We start from the raw sequence: 19501 nt of genomic DNA on the forward strand, positions 1-19501 counted from the left end.
AGGCCAGTCGCAAACTTCAGGCAACCGATTCTGGTAGCCTTTCCGCCCTGGAGCAAGCCATGCAAGACCTCGATCCCGTCGAAACCCAGGAATGGCTGGACGCCCTGGAATCGGTTCTCGACAAAGAAGGCGAAGACCGTGCTCACTACCTGATGACCCGTATGGGCGAACTCGCGACCCGCAGCGGCTCGCAACTGCCCTACGCCATCACTACGCCGTACCGCAACACCATCCCCGTTACCCACGAAGCACGCATGCCTGGCGACCTGTTCATGGAACGCCGCATTCGCTCGCTGGTACGTTGGAACGCCATGGCGATGGTAATGCGCACGAACTTGAAAGATTCTGACCTGGGCGGTCACATCTCCAGCTTCGCTTCCAGCGCAACCCTGTATGACATCGGCTTCAACTACTTCTTCCAGGCCCCGACCGAAGAACACGGCGGCGACCTGATCTACTTCCAGGGCCACACCTCGCCAGGCGTCTACGCCCGTGCGTTCATGGAAGGTCGCATCACCGAAGACCAGATGAACAACTTCCGCCAGGAAGTCGACGGTGGCGGCCTCTCGTCCTACCCGCACCCTTGGCTGATGCCTGATTTCTGGCAGTTCCCGACTGTATCCATGGGTCTGGGCCCGATCCAGGCGATCTACCAGGCACGCTTCATGAAGTACCTGGAAGCCCGTGGCTTCATTCCGGAAGGCAAGCAAAAAGTCTGGTGTTTCCTGGGTGACGGCGAGTGTGACGAGCCGGAATCCCTGGGCGCCATCTCCCTGGCCGGCCGCGAGAAGCTCGACAACCTGATCTTCGTCATCAACTGCAACCTGCAGCGCCTCGACGGCCCGGTTCGCGGCAACGGCAAGATCATCCAGGAACTCGAAGGCGTGTTCCGCGGCGCCCAGTGGAACGTGACCAAAGTCATTTGGGGCCGTTTCTGGGACCCACTGCTGGCCAAGGACGTCGACGGTATCCTGCAACGTCGCATGGACGCAGTCATCGACGGCGAGTACCAGAACTACAAGGCCAAAGACGGCGCGTTCGTACGTGAACACTTCTTCAACACGCCTGAACTCAAGGCAATGGTTGCAGACCTGTCCGACGACGAGATCTGGAAACTCAACCGTGGCGGCCACGACCCGTACAAGGTCTACGCGGCGTACCACGAAGCGGTCAACCACAAAGAACAACCGACCGTCATCCTGGCCAAGACCATTAAAGGTTATGGCACTGGTGCCGGCGAAGCGAAAAACACTGCGCACAACACCAAGAAAGTCGATGTCGACAGCCTGAAGTTGTTCCGCGACCGCTTCGACATTCCAGTGAAAGACGAAGAACTGGAAAACCTGCCGTTCTTCAAGCCGGAGCCAAACAGCGCCGAAGCCCGCTACCTCAGCGAGCGTCGCACTGCACTCGGCGGTTTCGTGCCACAGCGCCGTGCCAAGAGCTTCGACATCCCGACGCCACCACTGGATACCCTCAAGGCTATCCTGGACGGCTCGGGCGACCGTGAAATCTCCACCACCATGGCCTTCGTGCGGATCCTCGCTCAGTTGGTCAAGGACAAGGAAATCGGCTCGCGTATCGTCCCGATCATCCCGGACGAAGCCCGTACCTTCGGTATGGAAGGCATGTTCCGTCAGTTGGGCATCTACTCCTCCGTCGGCCAGCTCTACGAGCCAGTCGATAAAGACCAGGTGATGTTCTACAAGGAAGACAAGAAGGGCCAGATCCTCGAAGAAGGCATCAACGAAGCAGGCGCCATGAGCTCCTTCATCGCTGCCGGTACTTCGTACTCCAGCCACAACCAGCCGATGCTGCCGTTCTACATCTTCTACTCGATGTTCGGTTTCCAGCGTATCGGCGACCTGGCTTGGGCAGCAGGCGACAGCCGTACCCGTGGCTTCCTGATCGGCGGCACCGCTGGCCGGACCACGCTGAACGGCGAAGGCTTGCAACACGAAGACGGTCACAGCCACATCCTGGCTGCCACCATCCCGAACTGCCGCACCTTTGATCCAACCTACGGCTACGAGCTGGCGGTGATCATCCAGGACGGCATGAAGAAGATGACCGAACAGCAGCAGGACGTTTTCTACTACATCACCGTGATGAACGAGTCCTACCAGCAGCCAGCCATGCCGGCCGGTGTCGAGGAAGGCATCATCAAGGGCATGTACCTGCTCGAAGAAGACACCAAGGAAGCGGCGCACCACGTGCAACTGATGGGCTCCGGTACCATCCTGCGTGAAGTGCGTGAAGCGGCGAAGATCCTGCGTGACGAGTTCAACGTCGGCGCTGACGTATGGAGCGTGACCAGCTTCAACGAACTGCGTCGCGACGGCCTGGCCGTAGAGCGCAACAACCGCCTGCACCCAGGCCAGAAGCCTGCACTGAGCTACGTCGAAGAGTGCCTGGCTGGCCGTAAAGGTCCGGTTATCGCCTCCACCGACTACATGAAGCTGTTTGCTGAACAAATTCGCCAGTGGGTCCCGTCCAAGGAATTCAAAGTCTTGGGCACCGACGGTTTCGGCCGCAGTGACAGCCGCAAGAAGCTGCGTCACTTCTTCGAAGTCGACCGTCACTTCGTGGTGTTGGCAGCCCTGGAAGCCTTGGCTGACCGTGGTGAGATCGAACCTAAGGTGGTGGCTGACGCTATCGTCAAGTTCGGGATCAACCCGGAAAAACGCAACCCACTGGACTGCTGAGGAGACTTTTTGTGAGCGAACTCATTCGCGTACCTGACATCGGCAGCGGTGAAGGTGAAGTAATCGAGCTGTTTGTGAAGGTCGGCGACAAAGTCGAAGCCGACCAGAGCATCCTGACCCTGGAATCGGACAAGGCGAGCATGGAAATCCCTGCTCCCAAGGCCGGCGTGGTCAAAAGCCTGAAAGTGAAGCTGGGCGACCGCCTGAAAGAAGGCGACGAACTGCTGGAACTGGAAATCGAGGGTGCCGCTGATGCGGCCCCTGCGCCAGCCGCTCCTGCTGCTGCCGCTGAAAAGCCTGCCGCTGCTGCCGAGGCCCCAGCGGCCCCGGCAGCTGCACCTGCACCTGCACCTGCTGCTGCTGCTGCCGCTACCGTCCAGGACATTCATGTTCCGGACATCGGTTCGTCGGGCAAGGCCAAGATCATCGAGCTGCTGGTCAAGGTCGGCGATACCGTCGAAGCCGACCAGTCGCTGATCACCCTGGAGTCCGACAAGGCCTCCATGGAAATCCCGTCGCCGGCTGCCGGCGTCGTGGAAAGCATTGCGGTCAAGCTGGAAGACGAAGTCGGCACCGGTGACTTCATCCTTAAGCTGAAAGTACAAGGCGCTGCACCTGCTGCTGCTCCAGCACCGGCCGCCGCTCCAGCTGCCAAGGCTGAGGCCGCACCTGCTGCTGCCGCTCCTGCACCGGCGGCCAAAGCCGAGGCCGCACCGGCCCCTGCTGCTGCCGTACCTGCGCCAAGCGGTGCCAAGGTTCACGCCGGCCCAGCCGTGCGTCAGTTGGCCCGTGAATTCGGCGTCGAGCTGAACGCCGTATCGGCCACCGGCCCTCACGGCCGCGTGCTGAAGGAAGACGTTCAGGTTTACGTCAAATCCATGATGCAGAAAGCCAAGGAAGCCCCAGCTGCAGGCGCTGCTACCGGTGGTTCCGGCATTCCGCCGATCCCGGTCGTGGACTTCAGCCGCTTCGGCGAGACCGAAGAAGTGCCGATGACTCGCCTGATGCAAATCGGCGCGTCGAGCCTGCACCGCAGCTGGCTGAACATTCCGCACGTGACTCAGTTCGACCAGGCCGACATCACCGACCTGGAAGCTTTCCGCGTAGCGCAGAAAGCCGTGGCCGAGAAGGCTGGCGTCAAGCTGACCGTATTGCCACTGCTGCTCAAGGCCTGCGCGCACTTGCTCAAGGAGCTGCCGGACTTCAACAGTTCGCTGGCGCCAAGCGGCAAGGCGATCATTCGCAAGAAGTACGTGAACATCGGCTTTGCGGTTGATACTCCAGACGGCCTGCTGGTACCGGTCATCAAGAACGTCGACCAGAAGAGCCTGCTGCAACTGGCTGCCGAAGCTGCTGCGCTGGCTGCCAAGGCCCGTGACAAGAAGCTGACCGCAGACGACATGCAAGGCGCCTGCTTCACTATCTCCAGCCTCGGTCACATTGGCGGCACTGGCTTCACGCCAATCGTCAACGCGCCGGAAGTGGCGATCCTGGGTGTCTCCAAGGCCACTATCCAGCCTGTGTGGGACGGTAAAGCGTTCCAGCCAAAGCTGATGCTGCCACTGTCGTTGTCCTACGATCACCGTGTGATCAACGGCGCCGCTGCTGCACGCTTCACACAGCGCCTGAGCCAACTGCTGAACGACATCCGTACCATCTTGCTGTAAGCCTTAACAGGCCTCCCTCTCATCGGGGAGGCCTGGTTGAAAAGATTTCCGAGCGCCACGCTCGTACCTCAACCCCGCCACTTGGCGGGGCTTTTTTTGCCTGCCATTTGGACAAGAACTTGGACAACAAGAACAGGCTTGTACACCTTCCATCACCCCGATTGCAGAAATCACCCACGCAGCCGATAACACACATATAGCACTTAGCCTTCATCCTCTCTTGTCAGCCTGTGCTGCATGATGCAACCTTGCCGCAGGCAACAGCAAAGAGGGCGTGAGCCCGGCGCCGAGTGCGTTTTTTCAAGTGAGCTTCCCCCCATGAAAAGCCAACCCGATGTCGCCCGTATGGCGGCCGAGGTAGTGACGCAATTACCGGTGCCTTCGCGCCTCGGTATGCTGCGTTTCGAGCGGCTAAATGAGGCAAGCTGGGCCCTGCTGTACCTCGACCCCAATTGCGAGCGCCAATTCGGCCTGCCGGCAGTTGAGCTGTGCGCCCTGATCGGTTCGCCCTACGCCAGCCTGATGGAGCCGCAGGCGCGCTATCAACTGCATGACGCTATCCAGCAACAAATGACCCAGAGCCCCCACTACCTGGTGCGCTACACCCTGCACACCAACGACGGCCCCCTGAGCCTGCTGGAAATGGGCGAAGCCTATAAGCAGCACAATCGACACCTGCTGCGCGGCTACCTGATGGTGGTCGACGGCCTGTTCGACGAAGCGCCCTCCACTGCCCCAACGGCAGACCTGGAAAGCCAGAACAGCCGTCTGCAGATTGCGCTGGAACTCAACCAGCGCGCGCAACAGGAACAGTTGCAGCACCTGGAGCGGGTGCGTGCTCAGCAAGAGCTGATCCTGCTGCTGGCCCGCCAGCGCTACACCACGAATAACTCGTTGCAGGAAGCGGCTGAGCTAATCACCCGCAGCGCCTGCGATATCTACCAGATCGATTGCGCCAGCCTCTGGAACCTCGAAGGCCAGCGCCTGGTACCGATCTCGGCGTACCACCGCGCCGATCAGCAGCACCATTTGCCCGAGCCGATTGATGCCAGCGGCTTTCCGGATTACCTGGAAGCCCTGCAGACCAGCCGGGCCATCGACGCCACCCACGCGATGCGCGACCCGCGCACCCGGGAAATGGCCGAGGCTCTGCGAGCCAAGGACGTCTACGCCATGCTCGACGCGAGCATCCGTGTCGACGGCCAGGTGGTCGGCGTGTTGTGCCTGGAACAGAGCGGCAGCCCGCGCGCCTGGCAGTCCGACGAGATCGCCTTTGCCGGCGAGCTGGCGGACCAGTTCGCCCAGGTCATCAACAATCACAACCGCCGCACTGCCACCAGCGCCCTGCACCTGTTCCAGCGCGCGGTGGAGCAAAGCGCCAACGCCTTTCTGCTGGTCAATTGCGACGGCGTGGTGGAGTACGTCAACCCCAGCTTTACCGCGATCACCCAGTACAGCACCGAAGAAGTCCACGGCCACCGCCTGGCGCAATTGCCAGCGCTGGAGAACCTCAGCGAGTTGCTGTTCGACGCTCCGTCGAGCCTGGCCAAGAGCAACAGCTGGCAGGGCGAGTTCAAGAGCCGTCGCAAAAACCTGGAACCCTACTGGGGCCAGTTGTCGATCTCCAAGGTATACGGCGATAACCGTGAGCTAACCCACTACATTGGCATCTACGAAGACATCACCCAGACCAAGCTGGCCCAGCAGCGCATCGAGCGCCTGGCCTACACCGACAACCTGACCAACCTGGGCAACCGTCCGGCGTTTATCCGCAACCTCGATGAACGCTTCGCCCGCGACAGCGACAGCCCGATCAGCCTGCTGCTGGTGGACATCGACAACTTCAAGCGGATCAACGACAGCCTCGGCCACCAGACCGGCGACAAGCTGCTGATCAGCCTGGCCCGCCGCCTGCGCAACAGCCTCAGTACCAGCGGCAGCCTGGCGCGCTTTGCCAGCAACGAATTTGCAGTGCTGCTCGACGACACCGACCTGGAAACCGGCCAGCAGGTCGCCAGCCAGTTGCTGGCGACGCTCGACAAGCCGATGTTCGTCGACAACCAACTGATCAGCGTCACCGGCTCCGTAGGCCTGGCCTGTGCGCCGCTGCACGGGCGCGACCCGCAAACCCTGATGCGTAACGCCGGCTTGGCCCTGCACAAGGCCAAGGCTAACGGCAAACACCAGGTGCAAGTGTTTACCGAAGCACTCAACGCCGAAGCCAGTTACAAGCTGTTCGTGGAAAACAACCTGCGCCGCGCCCTGACCCAGAACGAGCTGGACGTGTTCTACCAGCCCAAGCTGTGCCTGCGTAGCGGCCGCTTGCTGGGCATGGAAGCGCTGCTGCGCTGGAACCACCCGGAAAAGGGCATGATCCGCCCCGACCAGTTCATCAGCGTGGCCGAAGAGACCGGGCTGATCATCCCGATCGGTAAATGGATCGCCCGCCAGGCCTGCCGCATGAGCAAACGCCTGAGTGCCGGCGGCCTGGGCGATTTGCAGGTGGCGATCAACTTGTCGCCCAAACAGTTCTCCGACCCGGACCTGGTGGCTTCGATTGCCGCCATCCTCAAGGAAGAAGAGCTGCCGGCCCACCTGCTGGAGCTGGAGCTGACCGAAGGCCTGCTGCTGGAAGCCACCGAGGACACACGCCTGCAACTGGACCAGTTGAAAAGCTTCGGCCTGACCCTGGCCATGGACGACTTCGGCACCGGTTATTCGTCGCTGAGCTACTTGAAAAAATTCCCCATCGACATCATTAAGATCGATCGCAGCTTTATCCACGAAATCCCGGACAACCAGGACGACATGGAAATCACCTCGGCGGTGATCGCCATGGCCCACAACCTCAAGCTCAAGGTCGTGGCCGAAGGCATTGAAACTACCGAGCAGTTGGCGTTCCTGCGCAGGCATCGCTGCGACGTCGGCCAGGGCTACCTGTTCGACCGGCCGATCCCCGGTTCAGAGCTGCTTACGATGCTTAAACGCTATCCTCGCGGGCCAATCGCCTGACAGCGCTGTAACACTCGGGCACACTGGCTGTCTGACTCTTTACTGTTAATTCAACCTTACGAGAGGACTGATCATGGTCTTGCGCTCGGAAATCCTGGTGAACAAAAACGTGCTTCCTACTGCAGAACAAGCTTTGCCTGGCCGTGAAACACCGATGAGCCTGCCAGAGACGCACTTCGTCAACGGCAACCCACTGCTGGGGCCGTTCGTCGACGACGTCGGCTTCGCGATCTTCGGCCTGGGTTGTTTCTGGGGTGCAGAGCGCAAGTTCTGGCAGCGCGACGGCGTAGTCAGCACCGTGGTCGGCTACGCCGGCGGCTACACGCCGAACCCGACCTATGAAGAAGTCTGCTCGGGCCTGACCGGCCACAGCGAAGTGGTGCTGGTGGTGTATGACCAGGACAAGGTCAAATACGAAGACCTGTTGAAGATGTTCTGGGAACTGCACAACCCGACCCAGGGCATGCGCCAGGGCAACGACATCGGCAGCCAGTACCGTTCGGTGATCTATGCCACTACGCCTGAGCAATTGGCGGCGGCGCAGGCCAGTGCCGAGGCGTATCAGGGAGAATTGACCAAGGCCGGTGTGGGCACTATCACCACGGAAATCGAAGAAGCACCGACGGTGTTCTTCGCCGAGGCGTATCACCAGCAGTACCTGGCGAAAAATCCGCAGGGCTATTGCGGGATTGGCGGCACGGGCGTGACATGTCCGATCTGAAGATCGGAGCTGCAAGTATCAAGCTGCAAGTATCAAGCTGCAAGCTACAAGTAAAAGCTGGAATAACCTCTTGTGGCTTGAAGCTTGAAGCTGAAAACTACTCAGCTATGAGCCAATCCATCTGCCACCCGCCCTGGGTCTGGCCAAGCTTCTTGGACAGCCAGGGCAGCAGCTCGCGCAACTCCTCTTCCAGACCCCACGGCGGGTTGGCGATCGCCAGGCCCGAGCCGGTCAGGGTGTTGGGCGTGTCCAGCGGATGCACCAGCAACTCCACGCGCAGCAGCTTCGGCGCACCGGTGCCGGCCAGGTCCTGGTAGAAGCGGCGCAACATGCGCTGGTCTTTCACCGGGTACCAGATGGCCGCGACCGTCTGGCGCATGCGGCTCACGGCCTCCTTGAGGGACGCCGCGCAGCGCTGCATTTCGTCGAGCTGTTCAAACGGCGGGTCAATCAGCATCAGCGCACGTTTTTCCGGCACCGGCAGCAAGGCGCGCGGCACATGCCAGCCTTCGCCCAAGTGCACCTTGACCCGGCGATCTCCCTTCATGTTGTCCTTGAGCAGCACGCCGTCTTCCGGGTGCTTTTCATTGAGCAGCACACGGTCCTGGGGCCGCGTCAGGCGTCGCGCCAGCTCTGGCGAGCCGGGGTAGTAGCGCAACTGGCCGTCCGGGTTCATCTCGTGCAATACGCGCATGTAGTCGGCGGTCAGCGGCGGCAGGTCGCTTTCGCCCCACAGGCGGGCGATACCTTCCAGGTATTCACCGGTGCGGTTGGCCTGGTCGCCCTGCAGGTCGTACAGACCGATCCCCGCGTGGGTGTCGAGGTACGCGAACGGCTGTTCCTTGCGCGACATCAGGGCGATGAGGCGGGTCAAGGTCAGGTGTTTGAAGACATCGGCGTGGTTGCCGGCGTGAAAGGCGTGACGATAATTCATGGTTGCTCCTGCGCAGGGGGCGAAGTTTACCTTTTACGCGGGCAAAGGTGCAGGGCCGCATGCCGGGCGGTGCTTATGTCGCAAAGGCAGGAAGGCCGGTGAAAAAAATCTAAACGCCCGCGCCGGGGCGGATTTATTGTGGCCGTCCACTATCCAGGGAGGTCAATAACCATCATGAAAGACGCCACCATCGCGCTGCATCACGGTTTCAAGTCGGACCCGACCACCAAGGCCGTCGCCGTGCCGATCTACCAGAACGTCGCCTTCGAATTCGATAATGCCCAACACGGCGCCGACCTGTTCAACCTGGACGTGCCCGGCAATATCTACACGCGCATCATGAACCCCACCAACGATGTGCTGGAGCAGCGTATCGCCGCATTGGAGGGCGGGATCGCAGCCCTGGCCGTTTCAGCCGGCAGCGCGGCGATCCACTATGCGATCCAGACCCTGACCCGCGCCGGCGACAATATCGTCACCACGCCGCAGCTCTACGGGGGCACCTACACCCTGTTCGCCCACCTGCTGCCAAGCTTTGGCGTCGACGTGCGTTTCGCCCGGGACGACTCTGCCGAAGCCATCGCCGAACTGATCGACGACGACACCAAGCTGGTGTACTGCGAAAGTATCGGCAACCCGGCGGGCAATATCATCGACATCGAAGCCCTGGCCGACGTCGCCCACGCCCGTGGCGTGCCTTTGATGGTGGACAACACCGTGGCCACGCCGATCCTGTGCAAACCGATCCAGTTCGGCGCCGACATCGTGGTGCATTCGGTGACCAAATACGTCGGCGGTCACGGCAATTCCTTAGGCGGTGTGATCGTCGACAGTGGCACCTTCCCCTGGACGAAATACCCGGACAAATTCCCCGGCCTCAACCAGCCCGAGCCGGCCTACCACGGCGTGGTCTACACCGAGAAGTTCGGCCCTGCTGCGTTCATCGCCCGGGCACGTACCGTACCGCTGCGTAACACGGGCGCGGCACTCGCACCAATGAATGCTTTCCTGCTGCTGCAAGGTTTGGAAACCCTGGCCCTGCGCATGGAGCGCCACACTGAAAACGCTCTGAAAATCGCTTACTACCTGCAAGGCCATGCCGAGGTGGAATGGGTCAGTTATGCGGGCCTGCCAGACCACCCGCACCACGCACTGGCGCAAAAATACATGCAGGGCAAACCGTCGGCGATCCTCTCCTTCGGTTTGAAGGGCGGCTACGAAGCTGGCGTGCGTTTCTACGATGCCCTGCAAATCTTCAAGCGCCTGGTGAATATCGGCGATGCAAAATCCCTCGCCTGCCATCCGGCGTCCACCACCCATCGGCAGATGAACGAGCAGGAGCAGGCCAAGGCAGGCGTGAAGCCGGAGATGATTCGCCTGTCGGTGGGTATCGAGGCGATTGAAGACCTGATCGATGATTTGGAGCAGGCGTTGGGTTCAACTCAACTCTGAGGCGAGGTAATCGACCAAGGCCCCATGGCTGATGTCCGGACTGCGCGCGAAGTAGGCGACCTTGTGCCGCAAGGTCGCCGTCGTGAAGGCGCCGTACAGGTCGGGGCGCTGCTCTTCGAGCCATAGCAGCAGGTTGTCGATCAGGGTTTGCGGTGATTGCTCCGCCAAGTATTCCAGTAAGGGCGCAGGCACTCGCCACCAAGGGCTGGTTTGGGCGGCAGTGACCAGGCCAGCCGCAACGGCCAGCGGCTGGCCATTGATCAGATAACGCTGGAACACCGGCAACACCTTCCTCGCTTCATCGCCCAGCTTCTGCACAATCGGCAGGAACTGAGCGCCATCCCAGAAGCGCAAAAACACCTCCTGATCATCGGGCAGGTGCACCTTGGTCAAGCCTTGCAGGTGCGCGATCACCACTTCCAGCGGGCTGGACGATACAGCCAGCCAACCCCAGTCCGTGGATTGGGTGGATGCTATCCAATCGAGGAAGGCGCTGTCGGGTTCGACAATGCCGACATAGGGCATTACCTCATTCCACTCGGCATAAGCCGTGCCCGCCCAGATGGGATGGAGCGGCGTCCCAGAGGCCATGGTTTGCCAAGCGGCAAACGGTTTAGCCTCACTGGCAGTGCCTAGCACCACGAAAATCTGCTCATTGGGTAGCAAAGGCAACTGGATCAGCCAGGCGTGAGGAATCACGTGTTGATGCATAAGAGTAAATTCCTTTTAAGGTCGAACTTGAATGTGCCGGGGGATATCACACTGACCGTTCTTGCAGCGTTCACACTCTTCGCAAAACGGCGCGCTGCGTTTGAGGCTGGCCACCTGCACGCGGCTTAACGGCGCAGGAATCACTGCGAGCAATTTATCCTTCAGCCCAGGCAGCAACGGCAAGGCAGCCGGAGCAGGCGCACCGCCGAGCTGAATCGGCACGCTGCTAAAAATCCCGCCCGCCGACATCGTGATCGACTGCCCGCCCGCCTGAATTGTGACGGTGGCGCCGGCATCAATGACGATGCTTCGCCCCGCTCCAATCTGAATGGTCCGCCCGGCGCGCATCTGTTGCGAACCGCCGACCACCAGATGATCGTCCTGCTTGAGTTCAGTCAGGCGGTTGCCGTGGGTGATGCGCTGCTCTTCGCCCTGCAACTCATGATGCGACTCGCCGCCCACCCTTACCCGACGCAGGTTATCCACCTGCACCTGCTGGTCATGCAACACATGCTGGGTCCAATCGCGCTGGGCACGCAGGTAGATTTCCTCGGCCCCCTTGCGGTCTTCAATGCGCAGTTCGTTGTAACCGCCACCACCCGGGCTGCTCTGGCTGCGCAAGATACTACGGGTCTTGTCTGCCGGCAGGTCGAGGGGCACCGGCTTTGTCGCGTTGGGCAGGCAGCCCATCACCAGCGGCATATCCATGTCGCCATTGACGAAACCCACCAGGACTTCCATGCCCACTCGCGGGATCAGCACCGAACCATAGCGGTCATGAGCCCAGGCACTGGCGACCCGCAGCCAGCAACTGGAATGATCGTTGTGTTCCCCGGCCCGGTCCCAGGCCAGTTGCACCTTGACCCGGCCGTATTCGTCGCAATGGATTTCACTGTCGACGGGCCCGGTCACCACCGCGTTCTGATAGCCCGATATGGACGGGCGCACGTGCTCGGGCAATGGCGGACGAAAGATCACATCCCACGGCGCAGCGACAAACTCATTGCGATAACCCTGACGAAAATCCCCGCCTGCGACCTCCGTCACAGCCTCCTCCAACACCTGGGGTTGCCTGCCCTCATGGGTGACTCGCGTCACCAGCCACAAGTCATTCCAGGCCTCGCGCGGGTGCCCCGTCAACGCGAGGAACCGGCCACTGAGCAACGCGGGCTCGTCCCCGTTGCCATGGGCCAGTCGATAGTCACTGCGGTGGCGTTCCAGGCCACGTTGGGCGAGGTATTTACCGTGGAGCCGATCACTGAAGTGGCCTGGGTATGCCTGCTTTTCAAGCGCCGGGAACTGCTCAACAGCGACTTCACTTTCCAACTGCAGGCGCGGTTTGCGAAAGTCGTAATCGCGCAGGTTCACCGCCGTGGTGCGAATCGCCAGCTGCACCGCAAAGCGCTTGATCGCCGGGGTATCAGCCACCATCCCGGAACCGGGTGTGTAAGGGGTGGGCTGATCCGGTTGGGCGAACACCGTCTGGTCATCGCCGAACACCAGAAGGTGCCCCTCGGCCGAGTGCTGAAAGTGATAGTGAATGCCCAGCTCGGCGCACAGCCGCTGAATGAACGCCAGGTCGGTCTCGCCGAACTGCACGCAGTACTCGCGCTCAGGGTAAGTGCCGCTCAGGCGAAATTCGAATCGGTCGCTCTGAACCCCCTGCCCCAGCAGTACCTGCGCAACAATCTGCGGCACCGTCTTGTGCTGGAAAATGCGTTGGTGGCTGCTATGCGCCAGATACGCCAACTGCGGCACAAGGCTGATCTGATAGCGCGTCAGGCGACGCCCTGAATCGCCCTGCGCCACCCGGGCAACCAAGCCGTGGACGCCATGACCCTGATCGTCGAAGCCGAGATAGACCGGGCGATGCAGCAGGCTTTCCAGATCAAGATCGGGCTGTTCGCTGACCAATTCAAGGTTAAAACAGTAGGGCTGACTGATAGCCTCCTCACCTTTGAAGCTATAGACCTTAAGGTCGCTGGCAACCCCATCCAAGGTCAGGTTGAAGGCACTTTGATTGGCAGGAGCGAACATCCGGTGTTTCTCTGCTTGGGGTAGGCGGCAGATTCTGCACCACTGTTGGGCCCTACTGAGCACGCCCCAAATAAATCAGTAAAACCCTACACGCCAGCGTCTGAATCTTCTTCGCGCCGGCCCAAATCGCACGCAAAAAAAGGCCCGCCATCCGTAGGATGCGGGCCTTTCTTTCAACTCAACGAGCGCTAGGCGCCCGGTGAATTACTTGTTGAGGTTGTAGTCTTTTTCAGCAGCATCAAAACGCTCGACCATACCGGCAGTCGGGGCGCCCATTTTGCTCACGAAGTAAATCGCCAGGCTGGCGAAGATGAAGCCTGGGATGATTTCGTACAGGCCCAGCAACTCGAAGTGTTTCCACACGATCACGGTAATCGCACCCACCAGGATGCCGGCCAGTGCGCCGTTGCGGGTCATGTTTTTCCAGATCACCGAGATCAGTACCACAGGCCCGAACGCGGCGCCAAAGCCGGCCCAGGCGTAGCTGACCAGGCCGAGCACACGGTTGTTCGGGTTGGCAGCCATGGCGATAGCAATCAATGCCACCAGCAGCACCATGGCGCGACCGACCCAGACCAGCTCAACCTGGGAAGCATTTTTGCGCAGGAAGGTCTTGTAGAAGTCTTCAGTCAGGGCGCTGGAGCACACCAGCAACTGGCAGCTCAGGGTGCTCATCACTGCCGCCAGGATGGCCGACAGCAACACGCCCGCGATCCATGGGTTGAACAGCAGCTTGGCCAGTTCGATGAACACACGTTCATGGTTCTCGTTGACCGGGCCGGCCACTTCCGGGTGCGCCGAGAAGTAAGCGATACCGAAGAAGCCCACGGCCACAGTGCCGCCCAGGCACAGGATCATCCAGGTCATGGAGATGCGACGCGCATTGGCGATCGACTTTACCGAATCCGCCGCCATGAAACGCGCGAGGATATGTGGCTGGCCGAAGTAACCCAGGCCCCAGCCCATCAGCGAGATGATGCCGATGAAGGTGGTGTTTTTCAGCATGTTGAAGTTGTCGGGGTTCTTCGCTTCGATCGCCAGGAAGGCGGTGTCGATACCGCCGGTGGCCAGCAGCACGATGATCGGCGTGAGGATCAGCGCGAAGATCATCAGCGTGGCTTGTACGGTGTCGGTCCAGCTCACAGCGAGGAAACCACCGACGAAGGTGTAGGCAATGGTCGCTGCAGCACCGGCCCACAGCGCGGTCTCGTAGGACATGCCGAAGGTGCTTTCGAACAGACGCGCACCGGCGACGATGCCGGAGGCGCAATAGATGGTGAAGAACACCAGGATCACCACCGCGGAGATGATCCGCAGCAGCCCGCTTTTATCTTCGAAACGGCTGGAGAAGTAATCCGGCAGCGTCAGGGCATCGCCGTTGTGTTCGGTCTGTACCCGCAGGCGACCGGCCACGAACAACCAGTTGAGGTAGGCACCGACGATCAGGCCAATGGCGATCCAGCTTTCCGACAGGCCGGACATGTAGATCGCGCCCGGCAGGCCCATCAACAACCAGCCGCTCATGTCGGAAGCACCGGCTGACAAGGCAGTCACCACGCTACCGAGGCTGCGACCGCCCAGGATGTAATCGGAAAGGTTGTTGGTGGAGCGATAGGCCATCAAGCCGATCAGCACCATTGCTGCGATGTAGATCACGAACGTGATCAGGGTTGGATTACTAACGCTCATAAGAGTGACGCCCTGGCTTTGTTTTTATGTAGCAGCGGTCTGTCAGACGGCCACCCACGCATAGTGGGATAGACGAGCCTGCGTGCCGCGCATTTATGACTGACGTTTCCCCAGGAAAGCCGTCAGCCGATGAACCGTACCGTAAAGGCGGTTGCACCTTGGGCGCGAATGCTATTCAACAAAGCAAATAAGGTGCAACCAGTTTCTCGAGAATAAGTAGCACCCGGATGTGAATTGCAGAAAACAGCCCGTTTTTGCTCCTTTTCGGAGCAAGAACAGCCGATATCAGAAGCAAATGCACCAAGACAAAGCGGATTCGGTCGATGACCTATTTTTTTCCCGATCACGATCGAAAATTTCCTGAATAAAAAGGGTTGCACCCGGTTGCACCTCGCCATGCGCAAAGCTAATCTTGCCGCCAGCTGATGCCACTCGTTAGTGGCACCCATGAGGATAAGAAAATGGCTACGACCACCCTTGGGGTCAAACTTGACGACCCGACCCGCGAGCGCCTGAAGGCGGCCGCGACCTCGATTGATCGCACGCCACACTGGCTGATCAAGCAGGCGATTTTCAATTACCTGGAGAAACTCGAGGGTGGTGCAACCCTGACCGAGCTCAATGGCTTGAGCAGCAAGGACGCTGAAGATGCAGGCGAAGTCCAGACCGACCACGCCCACCAGTGTTTCCTTGAGTTCGCCGAGAGCATCCTGCCGCAATCCGTATTGCGCGCCTCGATCACCGCCGCCTACCGCCGCCCCGAGCCGGAAGTGGTGCCGATGCTGATTGAGCAGGCGCGCCTGCCGGTAGCGATGGCCGAAGCCACCCACAAGTTGGCCGCCTCGATTGCCGAGAAACTGCGCAACCAGAAGAGCGCCGGCGGCCGTGCCGGTATTGTTCAGGGGCTGCTGCAGGAGTTTTCCCTGTCGTCCCAGGAAGGCGTGGCGCTGATGTGCCTGGCCGAAGCGCTGCTGCGTATTCCGGACAAAGGCACCCGTGACGCGCTGATCCGCGACAAGATCAGCACCGGCAACTGGCAGCCGCACCTGGGCAACAGCCCGTCGCTGTTCGTCAACGCCGCCACCTGGGGCCTGCTGCTGACCGGCAAACTGGTCGCCACCCACAACGAAGCCGGCCTCACCTCGTCCCTGAGCCGCATCATCGGTAAAAGCGGCGAGCCGATGATCCGCAAGGGTGTCGACATGGCCATGCGCCTGATGGGCGAACAGTTCGTCACCGGAGAAACCATCGCCGAAGCCCTGGCCAACGCGAGCAAGTTCGAAGCCAAGGGCTTCCGTTACTCCTACGACATGCTCGGTGAAGCCGCGCTGACCGAACACGATGCGCAGAAGTACCTGGCCTCGTACGAACAAGCCATTCACTCGATCGGCAAAGCTTCCCACGGCCGTGGGATCTATGAAGGCCCGGGCATTTCCATCAAGCTCTCGGCACTGCACCCGCGTTACAGCCGCGCCCAGTACGAGCGCGTGATGGACGAGCTGTACCCGCGCCTGCTGTCCCTGACCCTGCTGGCCAAGCAATACGACATCGGCCTGAACATCGACGCCGAAGAAGCCGACCGCCTGGAGCTGTCGCTCGACCTGCTCGAACGCCTGTGCTTCGAGCCGCAACTGACCGGCTGGAACGGCATCGGCTTTGTGATCCAGGCTTACCAGAAGCGTTGCCCGTATGTGATCGACTACGTCATCGACCTGGCACGCCGCAGCCGCCATCGCCTGATGATCCGCCTGGTAAAAGGCGCGTACTGGGACAGCGAAATCAAGCGCGCCCAGGTCGAAGGCCTGGAAGGCTACCCGGTCTACACCCGTAAGGTGTACACCGACGTTTCCTACATCGCCTGCGCACGCAAGCTGCTGTCGGTACCGGAAGTCATCTACCCGCAGTTCGCCACGCACAACGCCCATACCCTGTCGGCGATTTACCATATCGCCGGTCAGAACTATTACCCCGGCCAGTACGAGTTCCAATGCCTGCACGGCATGGGTGAACCGTTGTACGAGCAGGTGGTAGGCAAAGTTTCCGAAGGCAAGCTGAACCGTCCGTGCCGCGTGTACGCACCGGTCGGCACCCACGAAACACTGTTGGCTTACCTGGTCCGTCGCCTGCTGGAAAACGGCGCCAACACCTCGTTCGTCAACCGCATCGCCGACCAATCCATATCGATTCAGGAGCTGGTGGCCGATCCAGTGGCCAGCATCGAGCAGATGGCGACGCTGGAAGGCGGCTTCGGCCTGCCGCACCCGCGTATCCCACTGCCGCGCGACCTGTACGGCAGCGACCGCGCCAACTCGGCCGGTATCGACCTGGCCAACGAACACCGTTTGGCGTCGCTGTCCTGCGCCTTGCTGGCTTCTGCACATAACGACTGGAAAGCCGCGCCGATGCTCGGTTGCGCCTCCAGCGATCAGGCTGCCGCACCGGTATTGAACCCGTCCGACTTGCGTGACGTGGTCGGCCATGTTCAGGAAGCCACCGTCGAAGACGTCGACAACGCCATCCAGTGCGCCATCAATGCTGGCCCGATCTGGCAGGCCACCCCGCCAGCCGAGCGCGCCGCGATCCTGGAACGCGCCGCCGATTTGATGGAGGGCGAGATCCAGCCACTGATGGGCCTGCTGGCCCGTGAAGCCGGCAAGACCTTCGCCAACGCCATCGCTGAAGTGCGTGAGGCCGTGGACTTCTTGCGTTACTACGCGGTACAGGCCCGTAACGATTTCACCAACGACGCCCACCGCCCATTGGGTCCGGTGGTCTGCATCAGCCCGTGGAACTTCCCGCTGGCGATCTTCAGCGGCCAGGTCGCCGCAGCACTGGCCGCCGGTAACCCGGTACTGGCCAAGCCTGCCGAGCAAACACCGTTGGTCGCGGCCCAGGCCGTACGCATCTTGCTCGAAGCCGGCATTCCGGAAGGCGTGCTGCAACTGCTGCCGGGCCAGGGCGAAACCGTCGGCGCCCGTCTGGTGGGTGATGATCGCGTCAAAGGCGTGATGTTCACCGGTTCCACCGAAGTCGCGCGCCTGCTGCAACGCAGTGTCGCCGGCCGCCTGGATGCCCAGGGCCGTCCGATCCCGCTGATCGCCGAAACCGGTGGCCAGAACGCCATGATCGTCGACTCCTCGGCGCTGACCGAACAAGTGGTCATCGACGTGGTCTCCTCCGCCTTCGACAGTGCCGGCCAGCGTTGCTCGGCCCTGCGCGTATTGTGCTTGCAGGAAGATTCCGCAGACCGTGTCATCGAAATGCTCAAAGGAGCCATGGCTGAATGCCGCCTCGGCAACCCTGAGCGCCTGTCGGTAGACATTGGCCCGGTGATCGACGCCGAAGCCAAGGCCGGCATCGAGAAACACATCCAGGCCATGCGCGACAAAGGTCGCAACGTGTATCAGGTGGCGATTGCCGATAGCGAAGAGGTCAAGCGCGGCACCTTCGTGATGCCAACCCTGATCGAGCTGGAAAGCTTCGACGAGTTGCAACGGGAGATCTTCGGCCCGGTGCTGCACGTGGTGCGCTACAAGCGTAAAGAGATCGACCAGTTGATCGGCCAGATCAACGCCTCCGGCTACGGGCTGACCCTGGGCGTGCACACGCGTATCGACGAGACCATCGCCAAGGTGATCGACAACGTCAATGCCGGTAACGTCTACGTCAACCGCAACATCGTTGGTGCCGTGGTGGGTGTACAGCCGTTCGGCGGCGAAGGCCTGTCGGGCACCGGTCCGAAAGCCGGTGGCCCGCTGTACCTGTACCGCCTGTTGTCGACACGTCCTACCGATGCGATCGAGCAATCCTTCGTTCGCGGTGATGCGTTATCTGCACCGGACGTGCGACTGCGCGATGCCATGAGCCAACCGCTGACCGCCCTGAAAACATGGGCCGACAGCAACACGTTCAGCGAACTGAGCGCCCTGTGCACCCAGTTCGCCACGCAATCGCAAAGCGGTATCACCCGCCTGCTGGCCGGCCCGACCGGCGAACGCAACAGCTACGCCATCCTGCCCCGCGAGCACGTGCTGTGCCTGGCCGAGGTGGAAGGCGATCTGCTGAGCCAACTGGCCGCGGTATTGGCCGTGGGCGGTTCGGCGGTATGGCCGGAAACTGACCTGACCAAGGCCTTGTTCCCACGCCTGCCGAAGGAAATTCAAGCGAAGATCAAGCGTGTGGCTGACTGGACCAAGGACGACGTAGTGTTCGACGCCGTCCTGCACCACGGCGATTCCGACCACCTGCGCGCGGTGTGCCAGCAAGTGGCCCAGCGTGGCGGGGCGATTGTCGGGGTGCATGGTTTGTCCCAGGGCGAGACGGCGATTGCGCTGGAGCGTCTGGTGATCGAGCGGGCGTTGAGCGTTAACACCGCGGCTGCTGGCGGTAACGCCAGCTTGATGACCATTGGTTAAATGACGAAACGCGGTCAAACAGGTGGGAGGGGGCTTGCTCCCGATAGCGATTGAACAGTCAACGCCTTGTGTGACTGAAATATCGCTATCGGGAGCAAGCCCCCTCCCACATTTGACCGCATTTCAATTCCTCGCCTGCGTTCTGCCCCTCCATCACC

The 19501-nt window shown here is 60.9% G+C and carries 10 protein-coding genes; 6 read left to right on the forward strand and 4 right to left on the reverse strand.

The window, feature by feature from the left end; all coding sequences use genetic code 11:
* Window positions 1-59: 59 nt before the first annotated feature.
* From aceE to msrA, 4 genes are all read left to right on the forward strand, one after another.
* Entirely contained in the window at window positions 60-2705 is a 2646-nt protein-coding gene (gene aceE, locus ACR52_RS18885; protein WP_048727708.1) for a pyruvate dehydrogenase (acetyl-transferring), homodimeric type, read from the forward strand.
* An 11-nt stretch (window positions 2706-2716) separates the two neighbouring features.
* Complete coding sequence (gene aceF, locus ACR52_RS18890) at window positions 2717-4372, forward strand: dihydrolipoyllysine-residue acetyltransferase (RefSeq protein ID WP_048727710.1); 1656 nt, start codon at window positions 2717-2719, stop codon at window positions 4370-4372.
* A 318-nt stretch (window positions 4373-4690) separates the two neighbouring features.
* Window positions 4691-7384: a putative bifunctional diguanylate cyclase/phosphodiesterase gene (locus tag ACR52_RS18895; protein WP_048727714.1), complete on the forward strand. Its 2694-nt coding sequence runs from the start codon at window positions 4691-4693 to the stop codon at window positions 7382-7384.
* Between the two features lie 73 nt (window positions 7385-7457).
* Entirely contained in the window at window positions 7458-8105 is a 648-nt protein-coding gene (gene msrA / locus ACR52_RS18900) for a peptide-methionine (S)-S-oxide reductase MsrA (protein WP_048727716.1), read from the forward strand.
* 97 nt (window positions 8106-8202) lie between these two features.
* On the opposite strand, the gene ACR52_RS18905 is transcribed toward msrA, so the two are convergent.
* Window positions 8203-9039 carry a 23S rRNA (adenine(2030)-N(6))-methyltransferase RlmJ gene (locus tag ACR52_RS18905; protein WP_017138523.1) on the reverse strand — a complete coding sequence of 279 codons (837 nt, stop codon included), beginning with the start codon at window positions 9037-9039 and terminating at the stop codon, window positions 8203-8205.
* A gap of 174 nt (window positions 9040-9213) precedes the next feature.
* On the opposite strand from ACR52_RS18905, the gene ACR52_RS18910 reads away from it, so the two are divergent.
* A complete protein-coding gene (locus ACR52_RS18910) occupies window positions 9214-10491 on the forward strand; it encodes an O-acetylhomoserine aminocarboxypropyltransferase/cysteine synthase family protein (RefSeq protein ID WP_048727721.1) in 1278 nt (425 codons plus the stop codon).
* On the opposite strand, the gene ACR52_RS18915 is transcribed toward ACR52_RS18910, so the two are convergent.
* The 3 genes from ACR52_RS18915 to putP all read right to left on the reverse strand — a co-directional run bounded on the left by ACR52_RS18915 (window position 10477) and on the right by putP (window position 14928).
* A complete protein-coding gene (locus ACR52_RS18915) occupies window positions 10477-11202 on the reverse strand; it encodes a DUF4123 domain-containing protein (protein WP_048727724.1) in 726 nt (241 codons plus the stop codon). The two genes, ACR52_RS18910 and ACR52_RS18915, sit on opposite strands and share 15 nt — an antisense overlap.
* A gap of 15 nt (window positions 11203-11217) precedes the next feature.
* On the reverse strand, window positions 11218-13239 hold the full coding sequence (locus ACR52_RS18920; protein WP_048727725.1) for a type VI secretion system Vgr family protein: 2022 nt from the start codon (window positions 13237-13239) through the stop codon (window positions 11218-11220).
* Between the two features lie 204 nt (window positions 13240-13443).
* Complete coding sequence (putP, locus tag ACR52_RS18925; protein WP_048727727.1) at window positions 13444-14928, reverse strand: sodium/proline symporter PutP; 1485 nt, start codon at window positions 14926-14928, stop codon at window positions 13444-13446.
* A gap of 461 nt (window positions 14929-15389) precedes the next feature.
* Here putP and putA point away from each other — a divergent pair, with 461 nt between their 5' ends.
* Window positions 15390-19343, forward strand: a complete 3954-nt coding sequence (putA, locus tag ACR52_RS18930) for a trifunctional transcriptional regulator/proline dehydrogenase/L-glutamate gamma-semialdehyde dehydrogenase (protein WP_048727730.1) — start codon at window positions 15390-15392, stop codon at window positions 19341-19343.
* Window positions 19344-19501: the final 158 nt, after the last annotated feature.

The organism is Pseudomonas fildesensis (assembly GCF_001050345.1).
Lineage (GTDB): Bacteria > Pseudomonadota > Gammaproteobacteria > Pseudomonadales > Pseudomonadaceae > Aquipseudomonas > Aquipseudomonas fildesensis.

Excerpts from the sequence above, each read along its gene's own strand:
- putA (WP_048727730.1), top strand. The coding sequence starts at position 15,390 with ATGGCTACGACCACCCTTGGGGTCAAACTTGACGACCCGACCCGCGAG.
- ACR52_RS18920 (WP_048727725.1), bottom strand. The coding sequence starts at position 13,239 with ATGTTCGCTCCTGCCAATCAAAGTGCCTTCAACCTGACCTTGGATGGG.
- ACR52_RS18915 (WP_048727724.1), bottom strand. The coding sequence starts at position 11,202 with ATGCATCAACACGTGATTCCTCACGCCTGGCTGATCCAGTTGCCTTTG.
- ACR52_RS18895 (WP_048727714.1), top strand. The coding sequence starts at position 4,691 with ATGAAAAGCCAACCCGATGTCGCCCGTATGGCGGCCGAGGTAGTGACG.
- putP (WP_048727727.1), bottom strand. The coding sequence starts at position 14,928 with ATGAGCGTTAGTAATCCAACCCTGATCACGTTCGTGATCTACATCGCA.
- aceE (WP_048727708.1), top strand. The coding sequence starts at position 60 with ATGCAAGACCTCGATCCCGTCGAAACCCAGGAATGGCTGGACGCCCTG.
- ACR52_RS18910 (WP_048727721.1), top strand. The coding sequence starts at position 9,214 with ATGAAAGACGCCACCATCGCGCTGCATCACGGTTTCAAGTCGGACCCG.
- ACR52_RS18905 (WP_017138523.1), bottom strand. The coding sequence starts at position 9,039 with ATGAATTATCGTCACGCCTTTCACGCCGGCAACCACGCCGATGTCTTC.
- msrA (WP_048727716.1), top strand. The coding sequence starts at position 7,458 with ATGGTCTTGCGCTCGGAAATCCTGGTGAACAAAAACGTGCTTCCTACT.